Origin of the sequence: Pseudomonas sp. p1(2021b) (genome assembly GCF_020151015.1) — a bacterium.
GTDB classification, from domain to species: Bacteria; Pseudomonadota; Gammaproteobacteria; order Pseudomonadales; family Pseudomonadaceae; genus Aquipseudomonas; species Aquipseudomonas putida_K.
This window is the reverse complement of sequence record NZ_CP083746.1, coordinates 551135-568213: the sequence shown is the minus strand read 5'-3', so window position 1 is coordinate 568213 and position 17079 is coordinate 551135. Positions and strand designations below refer to the sequence as shown.

Here is a 17079-nt window from a genome sequence, read left to right as displayed (position 1 = left end):
TGGGCGGAACAGGCCCACAAGGGAGCTACAACATGATCAAACGCAATCTGCTGGTAATGGGCCTGGCCGTCGTGCTCAGCGCCTGTGGTTTCCAGCTGCGCGGCACCGGCACCACCGAGCTGACCATCAAGGAAATGGACCTGCGCGCACGCAACGCCTACGGCGAGACCGTGACCGAACTGCGCGAGACCCTGGACCGCAACGGCGTCAACGTCCACGCCGGCGCGCCCTATCGCCTGGTGCTGACCGACGAGAAGCAGACCCAGCGCGCGGCCACCTACAGCGGCGGCAACCGCTCGGTCGAATACGAACTCACCACCGTGCTCAGCTACAGCATGCTGGGGCTGAACGACATTCCGCTGCTCAGCGACAAGGTCGAGGTCCGCAAGATCTACGTACATGACGGTGACAACATCACCGGCTCCGATCAGGAAGCCAACCAGGCCCGTGAAGAAATGCGCCGCGACCTGGTCCAGGCCATGATGGTGCGCCTGCAGATGCTGACCCCGTCCCACCTGGACGAACTGCAACGTGAAGCCGAGGCCCGCGCCAAGGCCGAAGCCGACGCCCTGGAGGCGGCCCGTCGCCAGCAGGACGAAACGCCGCAGCAGTCCCCGATGGAAGTACCGGCCAACTGACACGAGGCCGAAGGGGCACCTCAGGGTGCCCCCATACCCCATGAAGCTCGCCCCCGCCCAACTCAACAAACACCTGCAAGGTGCCCTGGCTCCCGTTTACGTGGTCAGCGGCGATGACCCGCTGCTGTGCCAGGAAGCGGCCGACGCCATTCGCAGCGCCGCACGCCAGCAAGGCTTCGACGAACGCCAGGTGTTCAGTGCCGACGCCAACTTCGACTGGGGCACCCTGCTCCAGGCCGGTGCCAGCCTGTCATTGTTCGCCCAACGCCGCCTGCTGGAACTGCGCTTGCCATCCGGCAAGCCGGGCGACAAAGGCGCCGCCGCGCTCATGGAGTATTGCGCCAACCCCGCCGAGGACACCTTGCTGCTGATCAGCCTGCCCAAGCTCGACGGCAGTGCGCAGAAGACCAAATGGGGCAAGGCGCTGATTGAAGGCCAGCACTGCCAGTTCATCCAGATCTGGCCGGTGGACGCCCAGCAACTGCCGCAGTGGATCAACCAGCGCCTGGCCCAGGCCGGGCTGTCCGCACAGCGCGATGCGGTCGACCTGATCGCTGCGCGGGTCGAGGGCAACCTGCTGGCCGCCGCCCAGGAAATCGAGAAGCTCAAGCTGCTGGCCGAAAGCAACCAGATCACGGTCGAAACCGTCCAGGCGGCCGTCGCCGACAGCGCACGCTTCGACGTCTTCGGCCTGGTCGATGCAATCCTCAACGGTGAGGCCGGCCACGCCCTGCGCATGCTCGAAGGCCTGCGTGGCGAGGGGGTCGAGCCGCCGGTGATCCTCTGGGCCCTGGCCCGGGAGCTGCGCCTGCTGGCAGGGCTCGCCCAACAGTTCAGCCAGGGCGTGCCGCTGGACAAGGCCTTCAGCCAGGCACGGCCGCCGGTGTGGGACAAGCGCCGGCCCTTGGTCAGCAAAGCCTTGCAGCGGCTTTCCGCGCAGCGTTGGGCCCAGCTGCTCCAGGATGCCCAGCGCATCGATGCGCAGATCAAGGGCCAGGCCGAAGGGTCGCCCTGGACCAGCCTGGCGCGCTTGTCGCTGCTGATGGCGGGCCAGCGTCTGGCCTTGCCACCCGAATAAGGTTGCTCACTGCCCCCTGTAGGAGCGGGCTTGCCCCGCGATCGGCTGCGTAGCAGCCGCAATCAGGAAGAACTTCGGCCTACCTGGTATATCGGGGGTGGCTGGTTTTACGGCCGCTACGCAGCCGATCGCGGGGCAAGCCCGCTCCTACAGGGGGAGCAGCCCATCGATCGTGTTTCCATAAACACAATCAATTGGCCCCTGCCCCACCCCAGCCTTACAGTGCGCCCCGACATCCACCCAACCGGGGTAATCGCCATGAGCAAGAAGCCGAAAAAGCACGGCCCTAACAAGGCCAAGTCCATCGTCGCCCAGCCACTGTTCCGCTGCCGCCAGGAACGACCGAGCAAGGGCAAAGGCAGCTACCGCCGCGAAGCCTTCCAATCGAGAGATTGGGAGGCTTCTTGCTTTTTGGCCGCATGAAGGCAGGAAGGCCCCAGTCATGATATGGTCGGCACCTGAACCGCAATTCTGGATCTGTGCATGCCCTTTCGTCTGTCCCTGCGCTGGCACCCACGCCAGCTGATCGCAGCCTCCAGCTTCATCCTGCTCGTTGCTTGCGCGGAGAAACCCACCGCCGCCGACGCCCTGCCGCTGGCACCTGCCCAGCCCACTGCAAACGTGACACTGCCAGGCACCACACCGGATACCAGCAGCGAAATCCAGCCCCTGCAGACCTTCGCCCAATGGCAGGCGGGCTTCCGTCAACAGGCCCTGCAGGCCGGCATCAGCCCTAGCACGTTCGACCGCGCGTTCCTCGGCGTCACGCCCGACATGGACGTGATCAAGGCCGACCGCAGCCAACCTGAATTCGCCCGCCCGGTATGGGAGTACCTCGACGGCGCCCTGTCGCCACTGCGCGTGCGCAACGGCAAGAAGCTGCTGGCACAACACGCCGAGCTGCTGTCGCAAATCGAGCAACGCTATGGTGTGGATCGCCAGGTCCTGGTGTCGGTCTGGGGCATGGAAAGCAATTTCGGCCAGTTCCAGGGCAGCAAGTCGGTGATTCGTTCCCTGGCCACCCTGGCCTATGAAGGCCGTCGCCCGACCTTCGCCCAGGACCAGCTGATCGCCGCCCTGCAGATCCTGCAGAACGGCGACATCCAGCCCGAGGCCATGCGCGGCTCCTGGGCCGGAGCCATGGGCCAGACTCAGTTCATCCCCACCACTTACAACACCCACGCCGTGGACTTCGACGGCGACGGTCGCCGCGACATCTGGAACAGCACTGCTGATGCCCTGGCCTCCACCGCCCACTACCTGCAGAGCTCGGGCTGGCAGAAGGGCCAACCCTGGGGCTTCGAGGTACAGGTGCCTGCAGGTTTCGACTACTGGTTGGCCGATGGGGCCCAGCGCAAGACCGTCAGCGAATGGCTGCAGCTGGGCGTGACGCTGCCGACCGGTACCCAACTGCCTGCGGGCAGCAACCAGCTCTCGGCCGCCCTGCTCCTACCTGCGGGCGCACGCGGCCCGGCGTTCCTGGTGCTGGACAACTTCCGGGCGATCCTGAAGTACAACAATTCGTCGTCCTACGCCCTGGCGGTCAGCCTGCTGGGGGATCGTTTCTCCGGCTGGGGCTTCATCGCTGGCGGCTGGCCCAAGGACGACCTGCCGCTAAGCCGCAGCGAGCGCATCGAGCTGCAAGACCTGCTCAATGCCCGCGGCCACGAGGCAGGCAATGCCGACGGCATCATCGGCGCCAATACCCGCAAGGCCATTCGCAATGCTCAGCAAGGGCTGGGGTGGCCGGCCGATGGGTATCCGACGCACAAGCTGCTCGACAGCCTGCGTCGGCAGTGATGCCCCGGGGGCCGCTTCGCGGCCCTTTCGCGGCACAAGGCCGCTCAGGGCTCTGTTGGAGCGGCCTTGTACCGCGAAAGGGCTGCAAAGCAGCCCCAACCACCTCAAGCCTTGAACAGCCCCTGCTCCAGTACCAATACCTGCTCCTCACTGTCCAACCGCACCCTGGCCCCCAGCGGCAGGCACAGGTTCGGGTCGCAGTGCCCACTGCGCCACCCCGCCAATACCGGTACGCCAAGCGGCCCGAAGATATCCTCGAGCAACGGCACCATCGCCGGCACGGTGATCCCGGCAAAATCGCCCACCAACACGCCTCGCACCCCGTCCAGCTTGCCTGCCAGGCGCAACTGGGTCAGCAACCGATCGACCCGGTACAACGGCTCGTTTACGTCTTCGATGAACAGGATGCTGCCCTGGCTGTCGATCTCGGCAGGCGTCCCCAGGGTGGCGCAGAGCAGCGACAGGTTGCCGCCCAGCAAGCGACCGCTCGCCACGCCAGGCTGCACACAGGTCAGCGGATAGGCATCAGGATGGCGTAACACGTCACCTTCGCCCAACTCACCCCTGAGCTGGCTGAGCAGTGACGGTACGGTCGGCTCCCGCTTCTCGCCCAACAGGTCGGCATTGAGCATCGCGCCGTGGAAGGTGATGAGCCCGGCGTGGCGGTTGAGCGCGGTGTGCAAGGCGGTGATGTCGCTGTAGCCAACCAGCGGTTTGGGGTGGCGGCGGATCAGGTCGAAGTCGAGCCGGTCGAGCAGGCGCATACTGCCGTAGCCCCCGCGCATGCACAGGATGGCGTCGATATCCGGGTCGGCGAACGCTGCGTGCAGGTCATCGAGGCGTTGCTGGTCGCTGCCGGCGAGGTAGCCTTGCGCCTGGCTGACCCCAGGATACAGCCGGCATTGCATGCCCCGGCTGGTGAACCAGCGGTGGGCTTTCTCCGCATCCAGCCGGGCCGGGCCGGCCGGGGCGACGATGGCGAAGCAGGCATTGGCCGGTATGGCGGTTGCCAAGTGCATGTCGAGGGATTCGGGGCAATTCATCGAGCAACTCCTAGCAGGTACGAGGCCGGCACGATCACGTATGACCAGGCCCCAGTGCAGGGGGAATACCTTTCTGCAAACAAAAATGCCGATGGCGCCTTCCGGCGCGCATCGGCATGGGTCACACCGCCCGGCTCAGAGCTTGATCTTGGCTTCGTGGGCTTGCTGGTCGGCGTGGTACGAAGAACGTACCAACGGGCCGGAAGCGACGTTCTTGAAGCCCATCTTGTAGCCTTCCTCGGCGAACCAGGCGAAGGTGTCCGGGTGCACGAAACGTTGCACCGGCAGGTGGTTGCGCGAAGGCTGCAGGTACTGGCCCAGGGTCAGCATGTCGATGTCGTGCTCGCGCATGCGCTGCATCACCTCGATGACCTCCTCGTCCGTTTCGCCAAGGCCCAGCATCAGGCCGGACTTGGTCGGCACGTGCGGCACCATCTGCTTGAACTTCTGCAGCAGGTCCAGCGACCAGTCGTAGTCCGAACCCGGGCGCGCGGCCTTGTACAGGCGCGGTACGGTCTCCAGGTTGTGGTTGAACACATCCGGCGGGGTTTGCGCGGTGATCTCCAGTGCAACGTCCATCCGCCCGCGGTAATCCGGCACCAGGGTTTCCAGCTGCACGCCTGGCGACAGCGCACGAATCTCCCGGATGCAATCGGCGAAGTGCTGGGCGCCGCCGTCGCGCAGGTCGTCACGGTCCACCGAAGTGATCACCACGTACTTCAGGCGCAGGTCGGCAATCGCGATGGCCAGGTTCTTCGGCTCATCGACGTCCAACGGCTTCGGCCGGCCATGGCCGACGTCGCAGAACGGGCAGCGACGGGTGCAGATATCGCCCATGATCATGAAGGTTGCGGTGCCGCCGGAGAAGCACTCGCCCAGGTTCGGGCAGGAGGCTTCCTCGCAGACGCTGTGCAGCTTGTGCTTGCGCAGCAATTGCTTGATCCGGTCGACTTCCGGGGAAACCGGGATGCGCACGCGGATCCAGTCAGGCTTCTTCGGCAGCTCTTCGGTGGGGATGATCTTGACCGGGATACGCGCGACCTTGTCGGCGCCGCGCAGCTTGACGCCCGCCTCGACCTTCTTCGGCGCAGGGCGCGCGGTAGCTTCCGGGGTTGGCACGGTTTCTTGCACAGTTGTTGTCATATTCAGTCGATTCCGCCCGTGAGGGTCGTCTGCTCAGCATAGTCGAGGTGCGTGACCAGCTGTCCGCGCAGCCTTGTCCTGACCTCGGAGAGTTCGATCGGGCCTGCCAGGTCTCGCAGCTGGGTCATGGCCAGCCCCGCATACCCACAGGGGTTGATTCGGCGGAATGGCGCAAGGTCCATGTCCACGTTCAGAGCAAGGCCGTGGAAGGAACGACCGTTGCGGATTCGAAGGCCGAGGGAGGCGATCTTCGCCCCCTCGACGTAGACACCCGGCGCATCGGGCTTGGCCATGGCCTGGACACCGTAACTGGCCAGCAGGTCGATCAACGTCTGCTCGATACGGCTGACCAGCTCGCGCACGCCAAAGCCGAGGCGACGAACGTCCAGCAGCAAGTACGCCACCAGTTGCCCAGGGCCATGGTAGGTCACCTGGCCGCCGCGGTCGGTCTGCACCACCGGGATATCGCCCGGCACCAGCAGGTGCTCGGCCTTGCCGGCCTGGCCCTGGGTGAAGACCGCTGGATGCTCGACCAGCCAGACTTCGTCCTGGCTGTCCGGGCTACGCTGCTCGGTGAAGCGACGCATGGCTTCCAGCACCGGTTCATAGGGCTGCAGGCCGAGATCGCGAAAGCCGAGGCAGTGCGGCATCAGAGCACCATTTTCACGATGCCGGTCGCGCGCAGGGCGCTGTTGATATCGTGCAGCTGGTTCTCGCTTTCGGCAACGATGTGCAGCTGTACCGTGGTGTACTTGCCTTCCTTGCTCTGGCGCTCGGCCAGGGTGGACAGGTCGACCTTGGCATATTTGCTCAGGATCTCGATCACGGTGTCCTTGAAACCGACCACGGTATCGCCGATTACCTTGATCGGGTAATCGTCGCAGGGGAATTCGATCTTGTGCGACTTGACGTCAGGTTCGCTCATGGCGGAAACGGCCTCGTAAGCCGTGGCAACAACAATGCCCCCGCAGGATACGCGGGGGCATGCAGGTCACGTATCAGTTGAACAACCCGTAGAAGAACAGACGGATGCTATCCCACATACGGCGGAAGAAACCACCTTCCTCGACGCCGTCGAGGGCGATGAGGTCGGCGCTGTGAACCACTTTCTCGTCCAGTTTGACTTCCACTTTGCCGATCACGTCACCTTTGGCAATCGGTGCGGTGAGCTGCGGGTTCATGGTCATCGAAGCCTGGAGGCGCTTCAATTGGCCTTTAGGCATAGTCAGGGTCAGGTCATTGGCAAGGCCCGCCTTCACCTGGCTGGTGGCGCCCTTCCAGACCGGAGCCTGGGTCAGCTCGGTGCCTTTCTGGTAGAAAGTCTGGGTTTCGAAGAAGCGGAAACCGTAGGTCAGCAGCTTCTGGGTCTCGGCAGCGCGGGACTGCTCGCTGTTGGTGCCGAACACCACGGCGATCAGGCGCTGGCCGTCACGAACGGCCGACGCCACCATGCAGTAGCCGGCTTCGTCGGTGTGGCCAGTCTTCAGGCCATCGACGGTCTTGTCACGCCACAGCAGCAGGTTGCGGTTGGGCTGCTTGATATTGTTCCAGAAGAATTCCTTCTGCGAGTAGATGGCGTAGTGGGCCGGGTCTTCGTCGATGATCGCGCGTGCCAGCACGGCCATGTCGTGGGCCGAGGAGTAATGCTCCGGGTGCGGCAGGCCGGTTGGGTTCATGAAGTGGCTGTTGGACATGCCCAGGTCGGCGGCAGTCTTGTTCATCATGTCGGCGAAGGCGTCTTCGCTGCCGGCGATGTGTTCGGCCAGGGCCACCGAGGCGTCGTTGCCCGACTGGATGATGATGCCGTGCAGCAGGTCGCTGACGCTGACCTGCGAGCCGACCTTGATGAACATGCGCGAACCACCGGTGCGCCAGGCGTTTTCGCTGACGGTGACCGGGTCGTTCTCGCCGATCTGGCCACGGCGGATGTCCAGGGTGGCGATATAGGCGGTCATCAGCTTGGTCAGGCTGGCCGGCGGCAGGCGCTCGTCACCGTTGTTCTCGACCAGCACGTTGCCGCTGGACGCATCCATGAGTACATAGGACTTGGCAGCCAGCTGTGGTGGCGATGGCATCATCTGCTCCGCCGCGAAGGCAGCGGGCGTGATCATCAGCAGAACGGGCAGGCAAAGTCGTTTGGCAAGGTTGGTGATGTTCATCCGTCTCTCGAAAATCGCTAATGGTCTGATGTTTCGCGGGCCACATCGTGTGCCCGGCGCCAGTCAGGCTAGTTTTTAAGGCCATCGGCCGGGCCCGCAAAATGCGGCGTTATGTCGCTGCGGGCAAAAACCGACATTGTACATGGCCAGGGCCGGCAATTCATGACAAAACCGACCGTTTGGCTGCGCACCCTCGTTGCCGGTGCACAACCTGTAGGAGCGGGCTTGTGCCGCGAAAGGGCTGCGCAGCGGCCCCTTTCATAGTGCGGTGACGCCGAAATCCGGGGCCGCTTTGCGGCCCTTTCGCGGCACAAGGCCGCTCCTACACAAAAAGCCGTGGATCAATCAGCCGTGACCAGCTTCGCCTGCCCCAGGTTGGCCAGGCGAATGCTGTCCTGGGCCTGCTGGATCTCGCCTTGGCTGTTGATCGGCCCCAGGCGCACGCGATGCAGGGTCTGCTGGTTACGCACGATGGAGCTGATGAACACCGGCGCGCTGACCATGGTGCTGAGCTTGGCACGCAGCAACTCGGCAGCATCCGGGTTGGCGAAGGCCCCGACCTGCAGGAAGCTGCCGCCGTTGTTGGCCGGTACATTGTTGCCGCCCACCTGCACCGGCACCACCGGCGCCGCATGCTGCTGGGGCGGCGGCGTCCATTGCTCGACCTTGCCGGTATTGGCCGGGATGGCCTGGGTCTGGGCCACCTGGGGCTGCTTGAGCACCATGGGCGCCGGCCGGCCACGCTCGGCCCACCACTGCTGCGGGTCGATCCCCTCGACGCGCACGCGGGCGGTGCCGATTTCGGCATAGCCGAGCTTCTTCGCCGCAGCGTAGGACAGGTCGATGATACGGTCGGAGTAGAACGGGCCACGGTCGTTGACCCGCAGGATCACGCTGCGACCATTGGCCAGGTTGGTCACCCGTACGTAGGCCGGCAGCGGCAGGGTCTTGTGCGCCGCACTCATGCCATAGAGGTCGTAGAGCTCGCCGTTGGCGGTGTTCTGGCCATGGAACTTGGTGCCGTACCACGACGCGGTACCTTCGGCACGGTAGTTGCGCGAGTCTTGCATCGGGTAGTAGGTCTTGCCCAGCACCGTGTAGGGGTTGGCCTTGTAGGCGCCGGTGTGCACGGTCGGCGTGGCGTCGGGGATCTTGTTCACATCCACGTCCCACCAGGGAGCGCCGTCCTTGTGGGCCCGGTTGATGTCCAGCCCGGGCTGGGCGCGCACGACATTGCCGCCTTGCTTGGGCGTCGTGGTGCGGTTGGAAGAACAGCTGGCCACAGCCAGGCCGAGGGCGACGCAGCCCAGCAGCTTGAGGGAATGGGTGGAGAGAATTACGCGCATTACTTGACGCCCCGTGCTTGAACCAGCTGTTCCGAAAGCTGATGCACCGCCATGGCGTACATCACGCTGCGGTTGTAACGCGTGATCGCGTAGAAGTTTTTCAGGCCCATCCAATATTCCGGGCCCTGCTCGCCTTCGAGCCGGAAGGCCGTGACTGGCAGATCATCGCGCAGCGCATCATGACTCGACCAGCCCAGGGCTCGCAACTCTCCGACGGTCTTGACCGGCTCGATACCCGTGGTCAGGCCCTCGTCGGCGCGCTCGCCGACCACCAACGCGCGACTGACCACAGGCTCGCCGGCCACCCAACCGTGGCGCTTGAAATAGCTGGCGACGCTGCCGATGGCATCATCCGGGTTGTTCCAGATATTGATGTGGCCGTCGCCGTCGAAATCCACGGCGTAGCTGCGAAAGCTGCTCGGCATGAACTGCGGCAGGCCCATCGCGCCGGCGTACGACCCCTTGAGGGTGAGCGGGTCGAGCTGTTCTTCACGGGCCAGCAGAAGGAATTCACGCAACTCCTTGCGGAAGAACTCGGCGCGCGGCGGGTAATCGAAACCCAGGGTGGACAAGGCGTCGATCACACGGAAGTTGCCGGTATTGCGACCGAAGAAGGTTTCCACACCGATGATCGAGACGATGACCTGCGCCGGCACACCGTACTCCTGCTCGGCGCGGGCCAGGGTCGCCTCGTGCTGGCGCCAGAAGTCCACGCCACGGGCGATACGCGCATCGGTGATGAACATCGGCCGGTAGTCCTTCCAGGGCTTGACGCGCTCGGCCGGGCGCGAAATAGCGTCGAGGATCGACTGCTTGCGCTGCACTTCGCGGAACACGCCCATCAGCTGCTCTGGGGCGAAGCCGTAGTCGCGGGTCATCTCGCCGACGAACTCGGCCACCTGGGGGGAGCGCTCGTAATCACCGGCATGGGCCTGCTGGACTGCGCCGAGCAAGCCCATCGCGCCTATCCAGGGCGCACAACGGGCAGCCCAGCCACGCACTGCTTGCATGAAATTCTTCACCTTATTCAAACCTGTGCAATCCATTTGCGGTGCGTATGGATCGACATCAAAACGCCAAACGCTGACAGCAGCGTCACCAACGAAGTTCCGCCATAGCTGATGAAGGGCAGCGGCACGCCCACCACGGGCAGAAGGCCGCTGACCATACCGATATTGACGAACACATATACAAAGAAGGTCATGGTCAGGCTGCCTGCCAGCAGCTTGCCGAACAGGGTCTGGGCCTGGGCTGTGATCACCAGGCCGCGGCCGATCAGCAGCAGGTAGATCAGCAGCAGCAGGCAGATGCCGACCAGGCCGAACTCTTCGCCGAGCACGGCGATGATGAAGTCAGTATGGCTTTCCGGAAGAAAATCCAGGTGCGACTGGGTACCGAGCAGCCAGCCCTTGCCGAACACCCCACCCGAACCGATCGCCGCCTTGGACTGGATGATGTTCCAGCCAGTGCCCAGCGGGTCGCTCTCCGGGTCCAGGAAGGTCAGCACTCGCTGTTTCTGGTAGTCGTGCATCACGAAGAACCACATGGCCACCGCCACCGGCACCGCGGCGGCGATCACGCTGAGGATCCAGCGCCAGCGCAGGCCGCCCATGAACAGCACGAACGCGCCCGAGGCCAGGATCAGCAACGCCGTACCCAGGTCAGGCTGGCGCACGATCAGGATGAACGGCACGCCGATCAGCACCAGGCTGATCGCCACGTGCTTGAGGTCCGGCGGCAAGGTGCGCTTGGACAGGTACCAGGCGATGGTCGCCGGCATGATGATCTTGAGAAATTCCGAGGGCTGGAAGCGGATCACCCCGGGGATGTTGATCCAGCGCGTGGCGCCCATGGCGTTGTGGCCCATGACGTCCACCACTACCAGCAGCAGCACCCCGACCACATAGGCCAGGGGCACCCAACGGGCCATGAAGCGCGGCTCGAGCTGAGCGATGACGAACATCGACACCAGGCCCAGGCCGAACGAGCTGGCCTGCTTCATCAGCAGGTCCCAGTTCTTGCCGCTGGCCGAATAGAGGACGAACAGACTGCCGGCCGCCAGGGTCAGCAGGATGACCAGCAGGGGGCCGTCGATGTGGATGCGCTGCAGAAAGCTCGCGCGTCGCCGCATCACGTCCTCGCTGGAGAGCATGCGATCGAAATTGTTCTTCACGGGGCCGATTCCTGGACGACGGTGGCAGGAGCGAATTCGGGTTTGAGGCGGCCGTTCTCGTCGAGCAGCCAGGCGTCCATCACCTGGCGGACCACCGGTGCTGCGACACCGGAGCCGGACTCACCGTTCTCGACCATCACCGAGACCACGATCTTCGGGTCTTCGGCCGGGGCGAAGGCAACGAACAGGGCGTGGTCGCGGTGGCGCTCCTGGAGCTTGTTGCGGTCATACTTCTCGCCTTGCTTGATCGCCACCACCTGGGCGGTACCGCTCTTGCCGGCAATGCGGTACTGGGCACCGAGGGCGGCCTTGCGCGCGGTACCGCGGGCGCCGTGCATCACCTGCTCCATGCCGTGGGTGACCTTGGCCCAGTCAGATCTGTCGCGCAGGACGATGTCCGCCATGGGGTTTTCGTCCACGGGCGGCTTGCCTTCGATGGTCTTGGCCAGGTGCGGGCGGTTCCACTTGCCCTTGTTGGCGATCAGCGCGGTGGCCTGGGCCAACTGCAGGGGGGTGGCCTGCATGTAACCTTGGCCGATGCCGAGGATCAGCGTCTCGCCGGGGAACCAGGCCTGGCGGCGGGTGGCACGCTTCCACTCGCGCGATGGCATCAGGCCGGCCGACTCCTCGAACATGTCGAGGGAGACCTTCTGGCCGATGCCGAACTTGTTCATGTAGCTGGACAGCCGATCGATGCCCATCTTGTGGGCAAGGTCGTAGAAGTAGGTGTCGTTGGACCGCATGATCGCGGTGTCCAGGTCGACCCAGCCGTCGCCGCTGCGGTTCCAGTTGCGGTACTTGTGGTCATAGTTGGGCAACTGGTAGTAGCCCGGATCGAATACACGGCTGCTGGCGGTCACCACGCCACTGTCCAGGCCGGCGATGGCCACTGCCGGCTTGATGGTCGAGCCCGGCGGGTACAGGCCGCGCAGTACGCGGTTGAACAGCGGCCGGTCGATCGAGTCGCGCAGTTCGGCGTAGGCCTTGAAGCTGATGCCGGTGACGAACAGGTTGGGGTCGAAGCTCGGCTGGCTGACCATGGCCAGCACCTCGCCGGTACGCGGATCGAGCGCGACCAGCGCGCCACGGCGCCCGCCCAGGGCCTGTTCGGCCGCTTCCTGCAACTTGATGTCCAGGCTCAGGACAATGTCCTTGCCCGGGATCGGGTCGGTGCGTTTGAGCACCCGAAGCACCCGGCCCCGGGCGTTGGTCTCGACTTCCTCGTAGCCCACCTGGCCATGCAGTTCGGCTTCGTAGAACCGTTCGATACCAGTCTTGCCAATATGGTGGGTGCCGCTGTAGTTGACCGGGTCGAGGGTCTTGAGCTCTTTTTCGTTGATCCGCCCGACATACCCCACCGAATGGGCAAAATGCGCGCCCTGTGGGTAATGGCGCACCAGCTGCGCGGCCACATCCACGCCCGGCAGGCGGAACTGGTTCACGGCAATGCGGGCGATCTGCTCCTCGCTCAGCTCGAACAGGATCGGCACCGGCTCGAACGGCCTACGCCCCTGCTTCATGCGTTTCTCGAACAGGGCACGGTCATCCGGGGTCAGCCCCAGCACTTCGACGATGGTGTCGAGCACCTGGTGCCAGTCGCCGGCGCGCTCGCGGGTCATGGTCAGGCTGAAGCTGGGGCGGTTGTCGGCGATGATCACGCCGTTGCGGTCGAAGATCAGCCCGCGGGTCGGCGGGATCGGCTGCACATGCACCCGGTTGTTCTCCGACAGCGTGGAGTGATAGTCGTACTGGATGACCTGCAGGTAGTACAGCCGGGCGATCAGCACGCACACCAGCAGCACGACCGCCACTGCGCCGACCACGACGCGGTTGCGCACCAGGCGGGCGTCTTTCTCGTGGTCCTTCAGACGAATCGGCTGCGACATCGGGCGGGCTTACAGGCTCATTTGTGGTAGGGGTGCCCGGACAGCACGGTCCAGGCGCGGTAGATCTGCTCGCCGATCAGTATCCTTACCAACGGGTGCGGCAAGGTCAACGGCGACAGCGACCAACGCTGCTCACTGCGGGCACAGACTTCCGGCGCCAGCCCTTCCGGGCCACCTACCATCAGGTTGACCGTCCGCGCATCCAGGCGCCAGCGGTCCAGCTCGGTCGCCAGCTGCTCGGTGCTCCAGGGCTTGCCATGGACCTCGAGAGTGACGATGCGTTCACCCGGCTGCACCTTGGCCAGCATGGCTTCGCCCTCCTGGCGGATCAGGCGGGCGACGTCGGCATTCTTGCCACGGGTGTTCAGCGGGATTTCCACCAGCTCGAGCGACAGCTCCGGGGGCAGGCGCTTGGCATACTCATGCCAACCTTCCTCGACCCAGCGGGGCATGCGCGAGCCGACCGCGATCAGACGCAGGCGCACAGCGTGCCCTCAGCCCCGATCCTTGAGGTTTTCGGAGTAGCTGTGAGCGTTCTCCGGGCTGTGGTGCTTGCCATCGGCGGAGCGGCTCTGCTCGGCACCCAGCCACAGGCGCTCGAGGTCGTAGAACTGGCGCGCGGCGGCGGTCATCATGTGCACGATGACGTCGTTGAGGTCCAGCAGCACCCAGTCGCTGTCACCTTTGCCTTCCTCGCCCAGGGGCTGCACGCCCTGCTGCTTGACGATCTCACGGACCTTCTCGGCCATGGCATTGATCTGCCGGTTGGAGGTACCGGTGGCAATGATCATGTAGTCGGTCAGGCTGTGCTTTTCACGTACATCGATGACCTGGATGTCCTGGGCCTTGACGTCTTCCAGGGCCGATTTGGCCAGGTTGACCAATTCTTCGCCGTTGATTTTCTGCTTGCTCATAAGAAACTCGTTCAATTCATGAATGAGGCGCCCGTAGGCGCCATCAGTGCGACGCACGGTACAGGTCGTGCGCCTCGATATAGGCCAGTACTGCGTCCGGCACCAGGAACCGTACCGACTTGCCGCTGGCCAGCAGCTGTCGGATCTGCGTGGCGGACACCGCGAGCGGTGTCTGCCAGACGAACGAAATGTGCCCCGCCGGGCCGGACATGGCGGTGGGATCGCTCTCCGAGCGCGCCGCCAGCAGGTTGCGCAGCTCGTCAGTGGGTTCGACATCGGCATCCGGGCGTTGCAGCACCAGGATGTGACAGTGTTGCAGCAGCTCTTCCCAGCGATGCCAGCCGGGCAGGCCGCAGAATGCGTCCCAACCCAGCACCAGGAACAACTGGTCGTCGGCGCCCAGCTCGGCGCGGATCGACTCGAGGGTATCGATGGTGTACGACGGCTTGTCGCGCGCCAGCTCGCGTGCATCCACGCTCAGGCGCTCGACGCCCTCCACGGCGCTGCGCACCATGGCCAGGCGGTCTTCAGCCGCCACCTGCGGAGTGTCGCGGTGCGGCGGCCGGGCGTTGGGCAACAGGCGCAGCTCGTCGAGCCCCATGAACTCGGCCACTTCCAGCGCGCTGCGCAGGTGGCCGATGTGCACGGGGTCGAAGGTGCCGCCTAGAATGCCGACGCGCCGGACTGCCTGGGCCTTGCTCAACTCAGCAGGACTCCTGGCCGCGCAGCTGGCCGTCGCCGATCACCACGTACTTCTCGCAGGTCAGGCCTTCCAGGCCCACCGGGCCGCGGGCGTGCAGCTTGTCGGTGGAAATACCGATTTCCGCGCCCAGGCCATATTCGAAGCCATCGGCGAAGCAGGTCGGGGTGTTGAGCATGACCGACGCCGAGTCGACCTCGGTCATGAAACGCCGGGCTTGGCCCTGGTGCTCGGTGATGATCGAGTCGGTGTGGTGCGAGCCGTAGTGGTTGATGTGCTCGATGGCCTGCTCCAGGCCATCGACGACGCGGATCGACAGAATCGCGTCGAGGTATTCGGTGTGCCAGTCGTCTTCGCTGGCCGCCTTGGCCTCGATGATCGCCCGGGTGCGCTCGCAACCGCGCAGCTCGACGCCTTTTTCCTGGAAGCGGCGGGCCATTTCCGGCAGGAAGGCTTCGGCGACGCTGGCGTCCACCAGCAGGGTCTCCATGGCGCCACAGATGCCGTAGCGGTAGGTCTTGGCGTTGAAGGCAACGCGCCAGGCCTTGTCCAGCTCGGCGTGCTGGTCGACGAATATATGGCAGATACCGTCCAGGTGTTTGATCACCGGGACACGGGCATCGCGGCTGATGCGCTCGATCAAGCCGCGACCACCGCGCGGAACGATGACGTCGACGAATTCCGGCATGCTGATCAGCGCACCCACGGCTGCGCGGTCGGTGGTCTCGACCACCTGCACCACCGCCGCCGGCAGGCCGGCCTCGGCCAGGCCACGCTGGATACAGGCGGCAATGGCGCGGTTGGAGTGGATGGCCTCGGAGCCGCCACGCAGGATGGTGGCGTTGCCGGACTTCAGGCACAGGCTGGCGGCATCGATGGTCACGTTCGGGCGCGACTCGTAGATGATCCCGATCACCCCGAGCGGCACACGCATCTTGCCGACCTGAATGCCCGACGGGCGGTAGCTCATGTCGCGGATGGCGCCCACCGGGTCCGGCAGGCCGGCCACTTGGCGCAGGCCGGTGATCATGCCGTCGATGCGCGCCGGGGTCAGGGCCAGACGGTCGAGCAAGGCCGGCTCCAGGCCGTTGGCACGGCCGGCGGCCAGGTCCTGTTCATTGGCTGCGGTCAGCTCGGCGCGGGCGGCGTCCAGAGCGTCTGCGGCGGCCTGCAGGGCGCGGTTCTTCTGCGCGGTGCTGGCACGGCCGATCACCCGCGAGGCCTCACGGGCGGCGCGACCCAGGCGGGTCATGTAGTCAAGAACGGACTCAGTCATGGGCTCGGTGTCTTGGCGAAGGGGAAATCGGCTGATTATAACTGGCACGCTCCGGTACGCCCAGCGGCGGGTGGCGGATGGTCGAAAATCTCTTGGTCGGCTGGGGTTCACGATCCCATAGTCGCCAGATTTCCCGAGCCAATCACCTCCATACCCCGCCTCACGTTCAGCCTCGATTAAGTCATTAATTGCTATCATTCGCGCTTCACAGACCGCGAACCGCCAGCATGCAAGCACCCGCCCCCTGCCCGGCCCGAGCCCTGCCCGACAGTTTCTTCGACCGCGACGCCCAGACCGTAGCCCGCGAACTGCTGGGCAAGGTGATCCGCCATCGCCATGGCGATCTCTGGCTCGCGGCACGGATCATCGAGACCGAGGCTTACTACCTCACCGACAAAGGCAGCCATGCCTCTCTCGGTTATACGGAAAAGCGCAAGGCGCTGTTCCTCGATGGCGGCCACATCTACATGTATTACGCCCGCGGTGGCGACTCGCTGAACTTCAGCGCCCATGGCCCGGGCAATGCCGTGCTGATCAAGTCCGCCTACCCGTGGGTGGATGCCATTTCCGATGCCAACAGCCTGGCACAGATGCAACTGAACAACCCTGACGCCAGCGGCAACCTACGCCCAACCGAGCGCCTGTGCGCCGGCCAGACCCTGCTGTGCCGGGCCCTGGGCCTGAAGGTACCGAACTGGGACGCCAAGCGCTTCGACCCCGAGCGCCTGTATGTCGAAGACTGCGCGATTACCGTACCGCGGGTGATCCAGACCACCCGCCTGGGCATCCCCCACGGCCGTGACGAACATTTGCCGTACCGCTTCGTCGATGCCGAGTTCGCCCGCTTCTGCACGAGGAACCCGCTGCGCCGGGGCCAAGTCGAAGGGCGTGATTTCTTTATCCTGGAACAAGGAAGCTGACTC

At 64.8% G+C, this 17079-nt stretch carries 18 protein-coding genes; 5 read left to right on the top strand and 13 right to left on the bottom strand.

Annotated elements, in window-relative coordinates:
• Positions 1-32: 32 nt before the first annotated feature.
• From lptE to K8374_RS02610, 4 genes are all read left to right on the top strand, one after another.
• Entirely contained in the window at positions 33-638 is a 606-nt protein-coding gene (lptE, locus tag K8374_RS02630) for an LPS assembly lipoprotein LptE (protein ID WP_224457818.1), read from the top strand.
• A gap of 40 nt (positions 639-678) precedes the next feature.
• Entirely contained in the window at positions 679-1716 is a 1038-nt protein-coding gene (gene holA, locus K8374_RS02625; RefSeq protein ID WP_224457817.1) for a DNA polymerase III subunit delta, read from the top strand.
• A gap of 258 nt (positions 1717-1974) precedes the next feature.
• A complete protein-coding gene (arfA, locus tag K8374_RS02620) occupies positions 1975-2139 on the top strand; it encodes an alternative ribosome rescue factor ArfA (protein WP_084855545.1) in 165 nt (54 codons plus the stop codon).
• A 60-nt stretch (positions 2140-2199) separates the two neighbouring features.
• Positions 2200-3516, top strand: coding sequence for a lytic murein transglycosylase (locus tag K8374_RS02610; protein ID WP_196146208.1), 1317 nt, complete (start codon positions 2200-2202; stop codon positions 3514-3516).
• Between the two features lie 104 nt (positions 3517-3620).
• Here the strand turns inward: K8374_RS02610 and K8374_RS02605 are convergent, their stop codons facing one another.
• From K8374_RS02605 to K8374_RS02545, 13 genes are all read right to left on the bottom strand, one after another.
• On the bottom strand, positions 3621-4559 hold the full coding sequence (locus K8374_RS02605) for an LD-carboxypeptidase (protein WP_224457816.1): 939 nt from the start codon (positions 4557-4559) through the stop codon (positions 3621-3623).
• Positions 4560-4694: 135 nt separating this feature from the next.
• On the bottom strand, positions 4695-5702 hold the full coding sequence (gene lipA / locus K8374_RS02600; RefSeq protein ID WP_084855548.1) for a lipoyl synthase: 1008 nt from the start codon (positions 5700-5702) through the stop codon (positions 4695-4697).
• 2 nt (positions 5703-5704) lie between these two features.
• Positions 5705-6352 carry a lipoyl(octanoyl) transferase LipB gene (lipB, locus tag K8374_RS02595; RefSeq protein WP_224457815.1) on the bottom strand — a complete coding sequence of 216 codons (648 nt, stop codon included), beginning with the start codon at positions 6350-6352 and terminating at the stop codon, positions 5705-5707.
• Positions 6352-6627, bottom strand: a complete 276-nt coding sequence (locus K8374_RS02590) for a DUF493 domain-containing protein (protein ID WP_043211184.1) — start codon at positions 6625-6627, stop codon at positions 6352-6354. Before K8374_RS02590 ends, lipB begins: the two co-directional genes overlap by 1 nt.
• A 73-nt stretch (positions 6628-6700) precedes the next feature.
• On the bottom strand, positions 6701-7861 hold the full coding sequence (locus tag K8374_RS02585; protein ID WP_084855550.1) for a D-alanyl-D-alanine carboxypeptidase family protein: 1161 nt from the start codon (positions 7859-7861) through the stop codon (positions 6701-6703).
• A 341-nt stretch (positions 7862-8202) separates the two neighbouring features.
• Positions 8203-9207 (bottom strand): septal ring lytic transglycosylase RlpA family protein, encoded by a 1005-nt coding sequence (locus tag K8374_RS02580; RefSeq protein ID WP_224457814.1) that lies wholly within the window; start codon positions 9205-9207, stop codon positions 8203-8205.
• Positions 9207-10217, bottom strand: a complete 1011-nt coding sequence (gene mltB / locus K8374_RS02575) for a lytic murein transglycosylase B (RefSeq protein ID WP_224457813.1) — start codon at positions 10215-10217, stop codon at positions 9207-9209. Before mltB ends, K8374_RS02580 begins: the two co-directional genes overlap by 1 nt.
• 17 nt (positions 10218-10234) lie before the next feature.
• Positions 10235-11338 (bottom strand): rod shape-determining protein RodA, encoded by a 1104-nt coding sequence (gene rodA / locus K8374_RS02570; RefSeq protein ID WP_224459253.1) that lies wholly within the window; start codon positions 11336-11338, stop codon positions 10235-10237.
• Positions 11339-11376: 38 nt separating this feature from the next.
• On the bottom strand, positions 11377-13266 hold the full coding sequence (gene mrdA, locus K8374_RS02565) for a penicillin-binding protein 2 (protein ID WP_224457812.1): 1890 nt from the start codon (positions 13264-13266) through the stop codon (positions 11377-11379).
• 17 nt (positions 13267-13283) lie between these two features.
• Positions 13284-13751 (bottom strand): 23S rRNA (pseudouridine(1915)-N(3))-methyltransferase RlmH, encoded by a 468-nt coding sequence (gene rlmH, locus K8374_RS02560; protein WP_084855554.1) that lies wholly within the window; start codon positions 13749-13751, stop codon positions 13284-13286.
• Positions 13752-13760: 9 nt separating this feature from the next.
• The gene (rsfS, locus tag K8374_RS02555; RefSeq protein WP_084855555.1) at positions 13761-14180 is read right to left on the bottom strand and encodes a ribosome silencing factor; all 420 of its coding nucleotides are present in this window, start codon (positions 14178-14180) and stop codon (positions 13761-13763) included.
• A 43-nt stretch (positions 14181-14223) separates the two neighbouring features.
• Positions 14224-14883 (bottom strand): nicotinate-nucleotide adenylyltransferase, encoded by a 660-nt coding sequence (gene nadD / locus K8374_RS02550; RefSeq protein WP_084855556.1) that lies wholly within the window; start codon positions 14881-14883, stop codon positions 14224-14226.
• Between the two features lies 1 nt (position 14884).
• Positions 14885-16156, bottom strand: a complete 1272-nt coding sequence (locus tag K8374_RS02545) for a glutamate-5-semialdehyde dehydrogenase (protein WP_224457811.1) — start codon at positions 16154-16156, stop codon at positions 14885-14887.
• 227 nt (positions 16157-16383) lie between these two features.
• Between K8374_RS02545 and K8374_RS02540 the strand changes: the two genes are divergently transcribed.
• Positions 16384-17076, top strand: coding sequence for a DNA-3-methyladenine glycosylase (locus K8374_RS02540; protein WP_224457810.1), 693 nt, complete (start codon positions 16384-16386; stop codon positions 17074-17076).
• Positions 17077-17079 lie beyond the last annotated feature (3 nt).

Excerpts from the sequence above, each read along its gene's own strand:
- mrdA (WP_224457812.1), bottom strand. The coding sequence starts at position 13,266 with ATGTCGCAGCCGATTCGTCTGAAGGACCACGAGAAAGACGCCCGCCTG.
- arfA (WP_084855545.1), top strand. The coding sequence starts at position 1,975 with ATGAGCAAGAAGCCGAAAAAGCACGGCCCTAACAAGGCCAAGTCCATC.
- mltB (WP_224457813.1), bottom strand. The coding sequence starts at position 10,217 with ATGCAAGCAGTGCGTGGCTGGGCTGCCCGTTGTGCGCCCTGGATAGGC.
- K8374_RS02580 (WP_224457814.1), bottom strand. The coding sequence starts at position 9,207 with ATGCGCGTAATTCTCTCCACCCATTCCCTCAAGCTGCTGGGCTGCGTC.
- K8374_RS02610 (WP_196146208.1), top strand. The coding sequence starts at position 2,200 with ATGCCCTTTCGTCTGTCCCTGCGCTGGCACCCACGCCAGCTGATCGCA.
- K8374_RS02590 (WP_043211184.1), bottom strand. The coding sequence starts at position 6,627 with ATGAGCGAACCTGACGTCAAGTCGCACAAGATCGAATTCCCCTGCGAC.
- lipB (WP_224457815.1), bottom strand. The coding sequence starts at position 6,352 with ATGCCGCACTGCCTCGGCTTTCGCGATCTCGGCCTGCAGCCCTATGAA.
- K8374_RS02585 (WP_084855550.1), bottom strand. The coding sequence starts at position 7,861 with ATGAACATCACCAACCTTGCCAAACGACTTTGCCTGCCCGTTCTGCTG.
- K8374_RS02545 (WP_224457811.1), bottom strand. The coding sequence starts at position 16,156 with ATGACTGAGTCCGTTCTTGACTACATGACCCGCCTGGGTCGCGCCGCC.
- holA (WP_224457817.1), top strand. The coding sequence starts at position 679 with ATGAAGCTCGCCCCCGCCCAACTCAACAAACACCTGCAAGGTGCCCTG.
- lptE (WP_224457818.1), top strand. The coding sequence starts at position 33 with ATGATCAAACGCAATCTGCTGGTAATGGGCCTGGCCGTCGTGCTCAGC.
- rodA (WP_224459253.1), bottom strand. The coding sequence starts at position 11,338 with ATGCGGCGACGCGCGAGCTTTCTGCAGCGCATCCACATCGACGGCCCC.
- K8374_RS02540 (WP_224457810.1), top strand. The coding sequence starts at position 16,384 with ATGCAAGCACCCGCCCCCTGCCCGGCCCGAGCCCTGCCCGACAGTTTC.
- rsfS (WP_084855555.1), bottom strand. The coding sequence starts at position 14,180 with ATGAGCAAGCAGAAAATCAACGGCGAAGAATTGGTCAACCTGGCCAAA.
- K8374_RS02605 (WP_224457816.1), bottom strand. The coding sequence starts at position 4,559 with ATGAATTGCCCCGAATCCCTCGACATGCACTTGGCAACCGCCATACCG.
- lipA (WP_084855548.1), bottom strand. The coding sequence starts at position 5,702 with ATGACAACAACTGTGCAAGAAACCGTGCCAACCCCGGAAGCTACCGCG.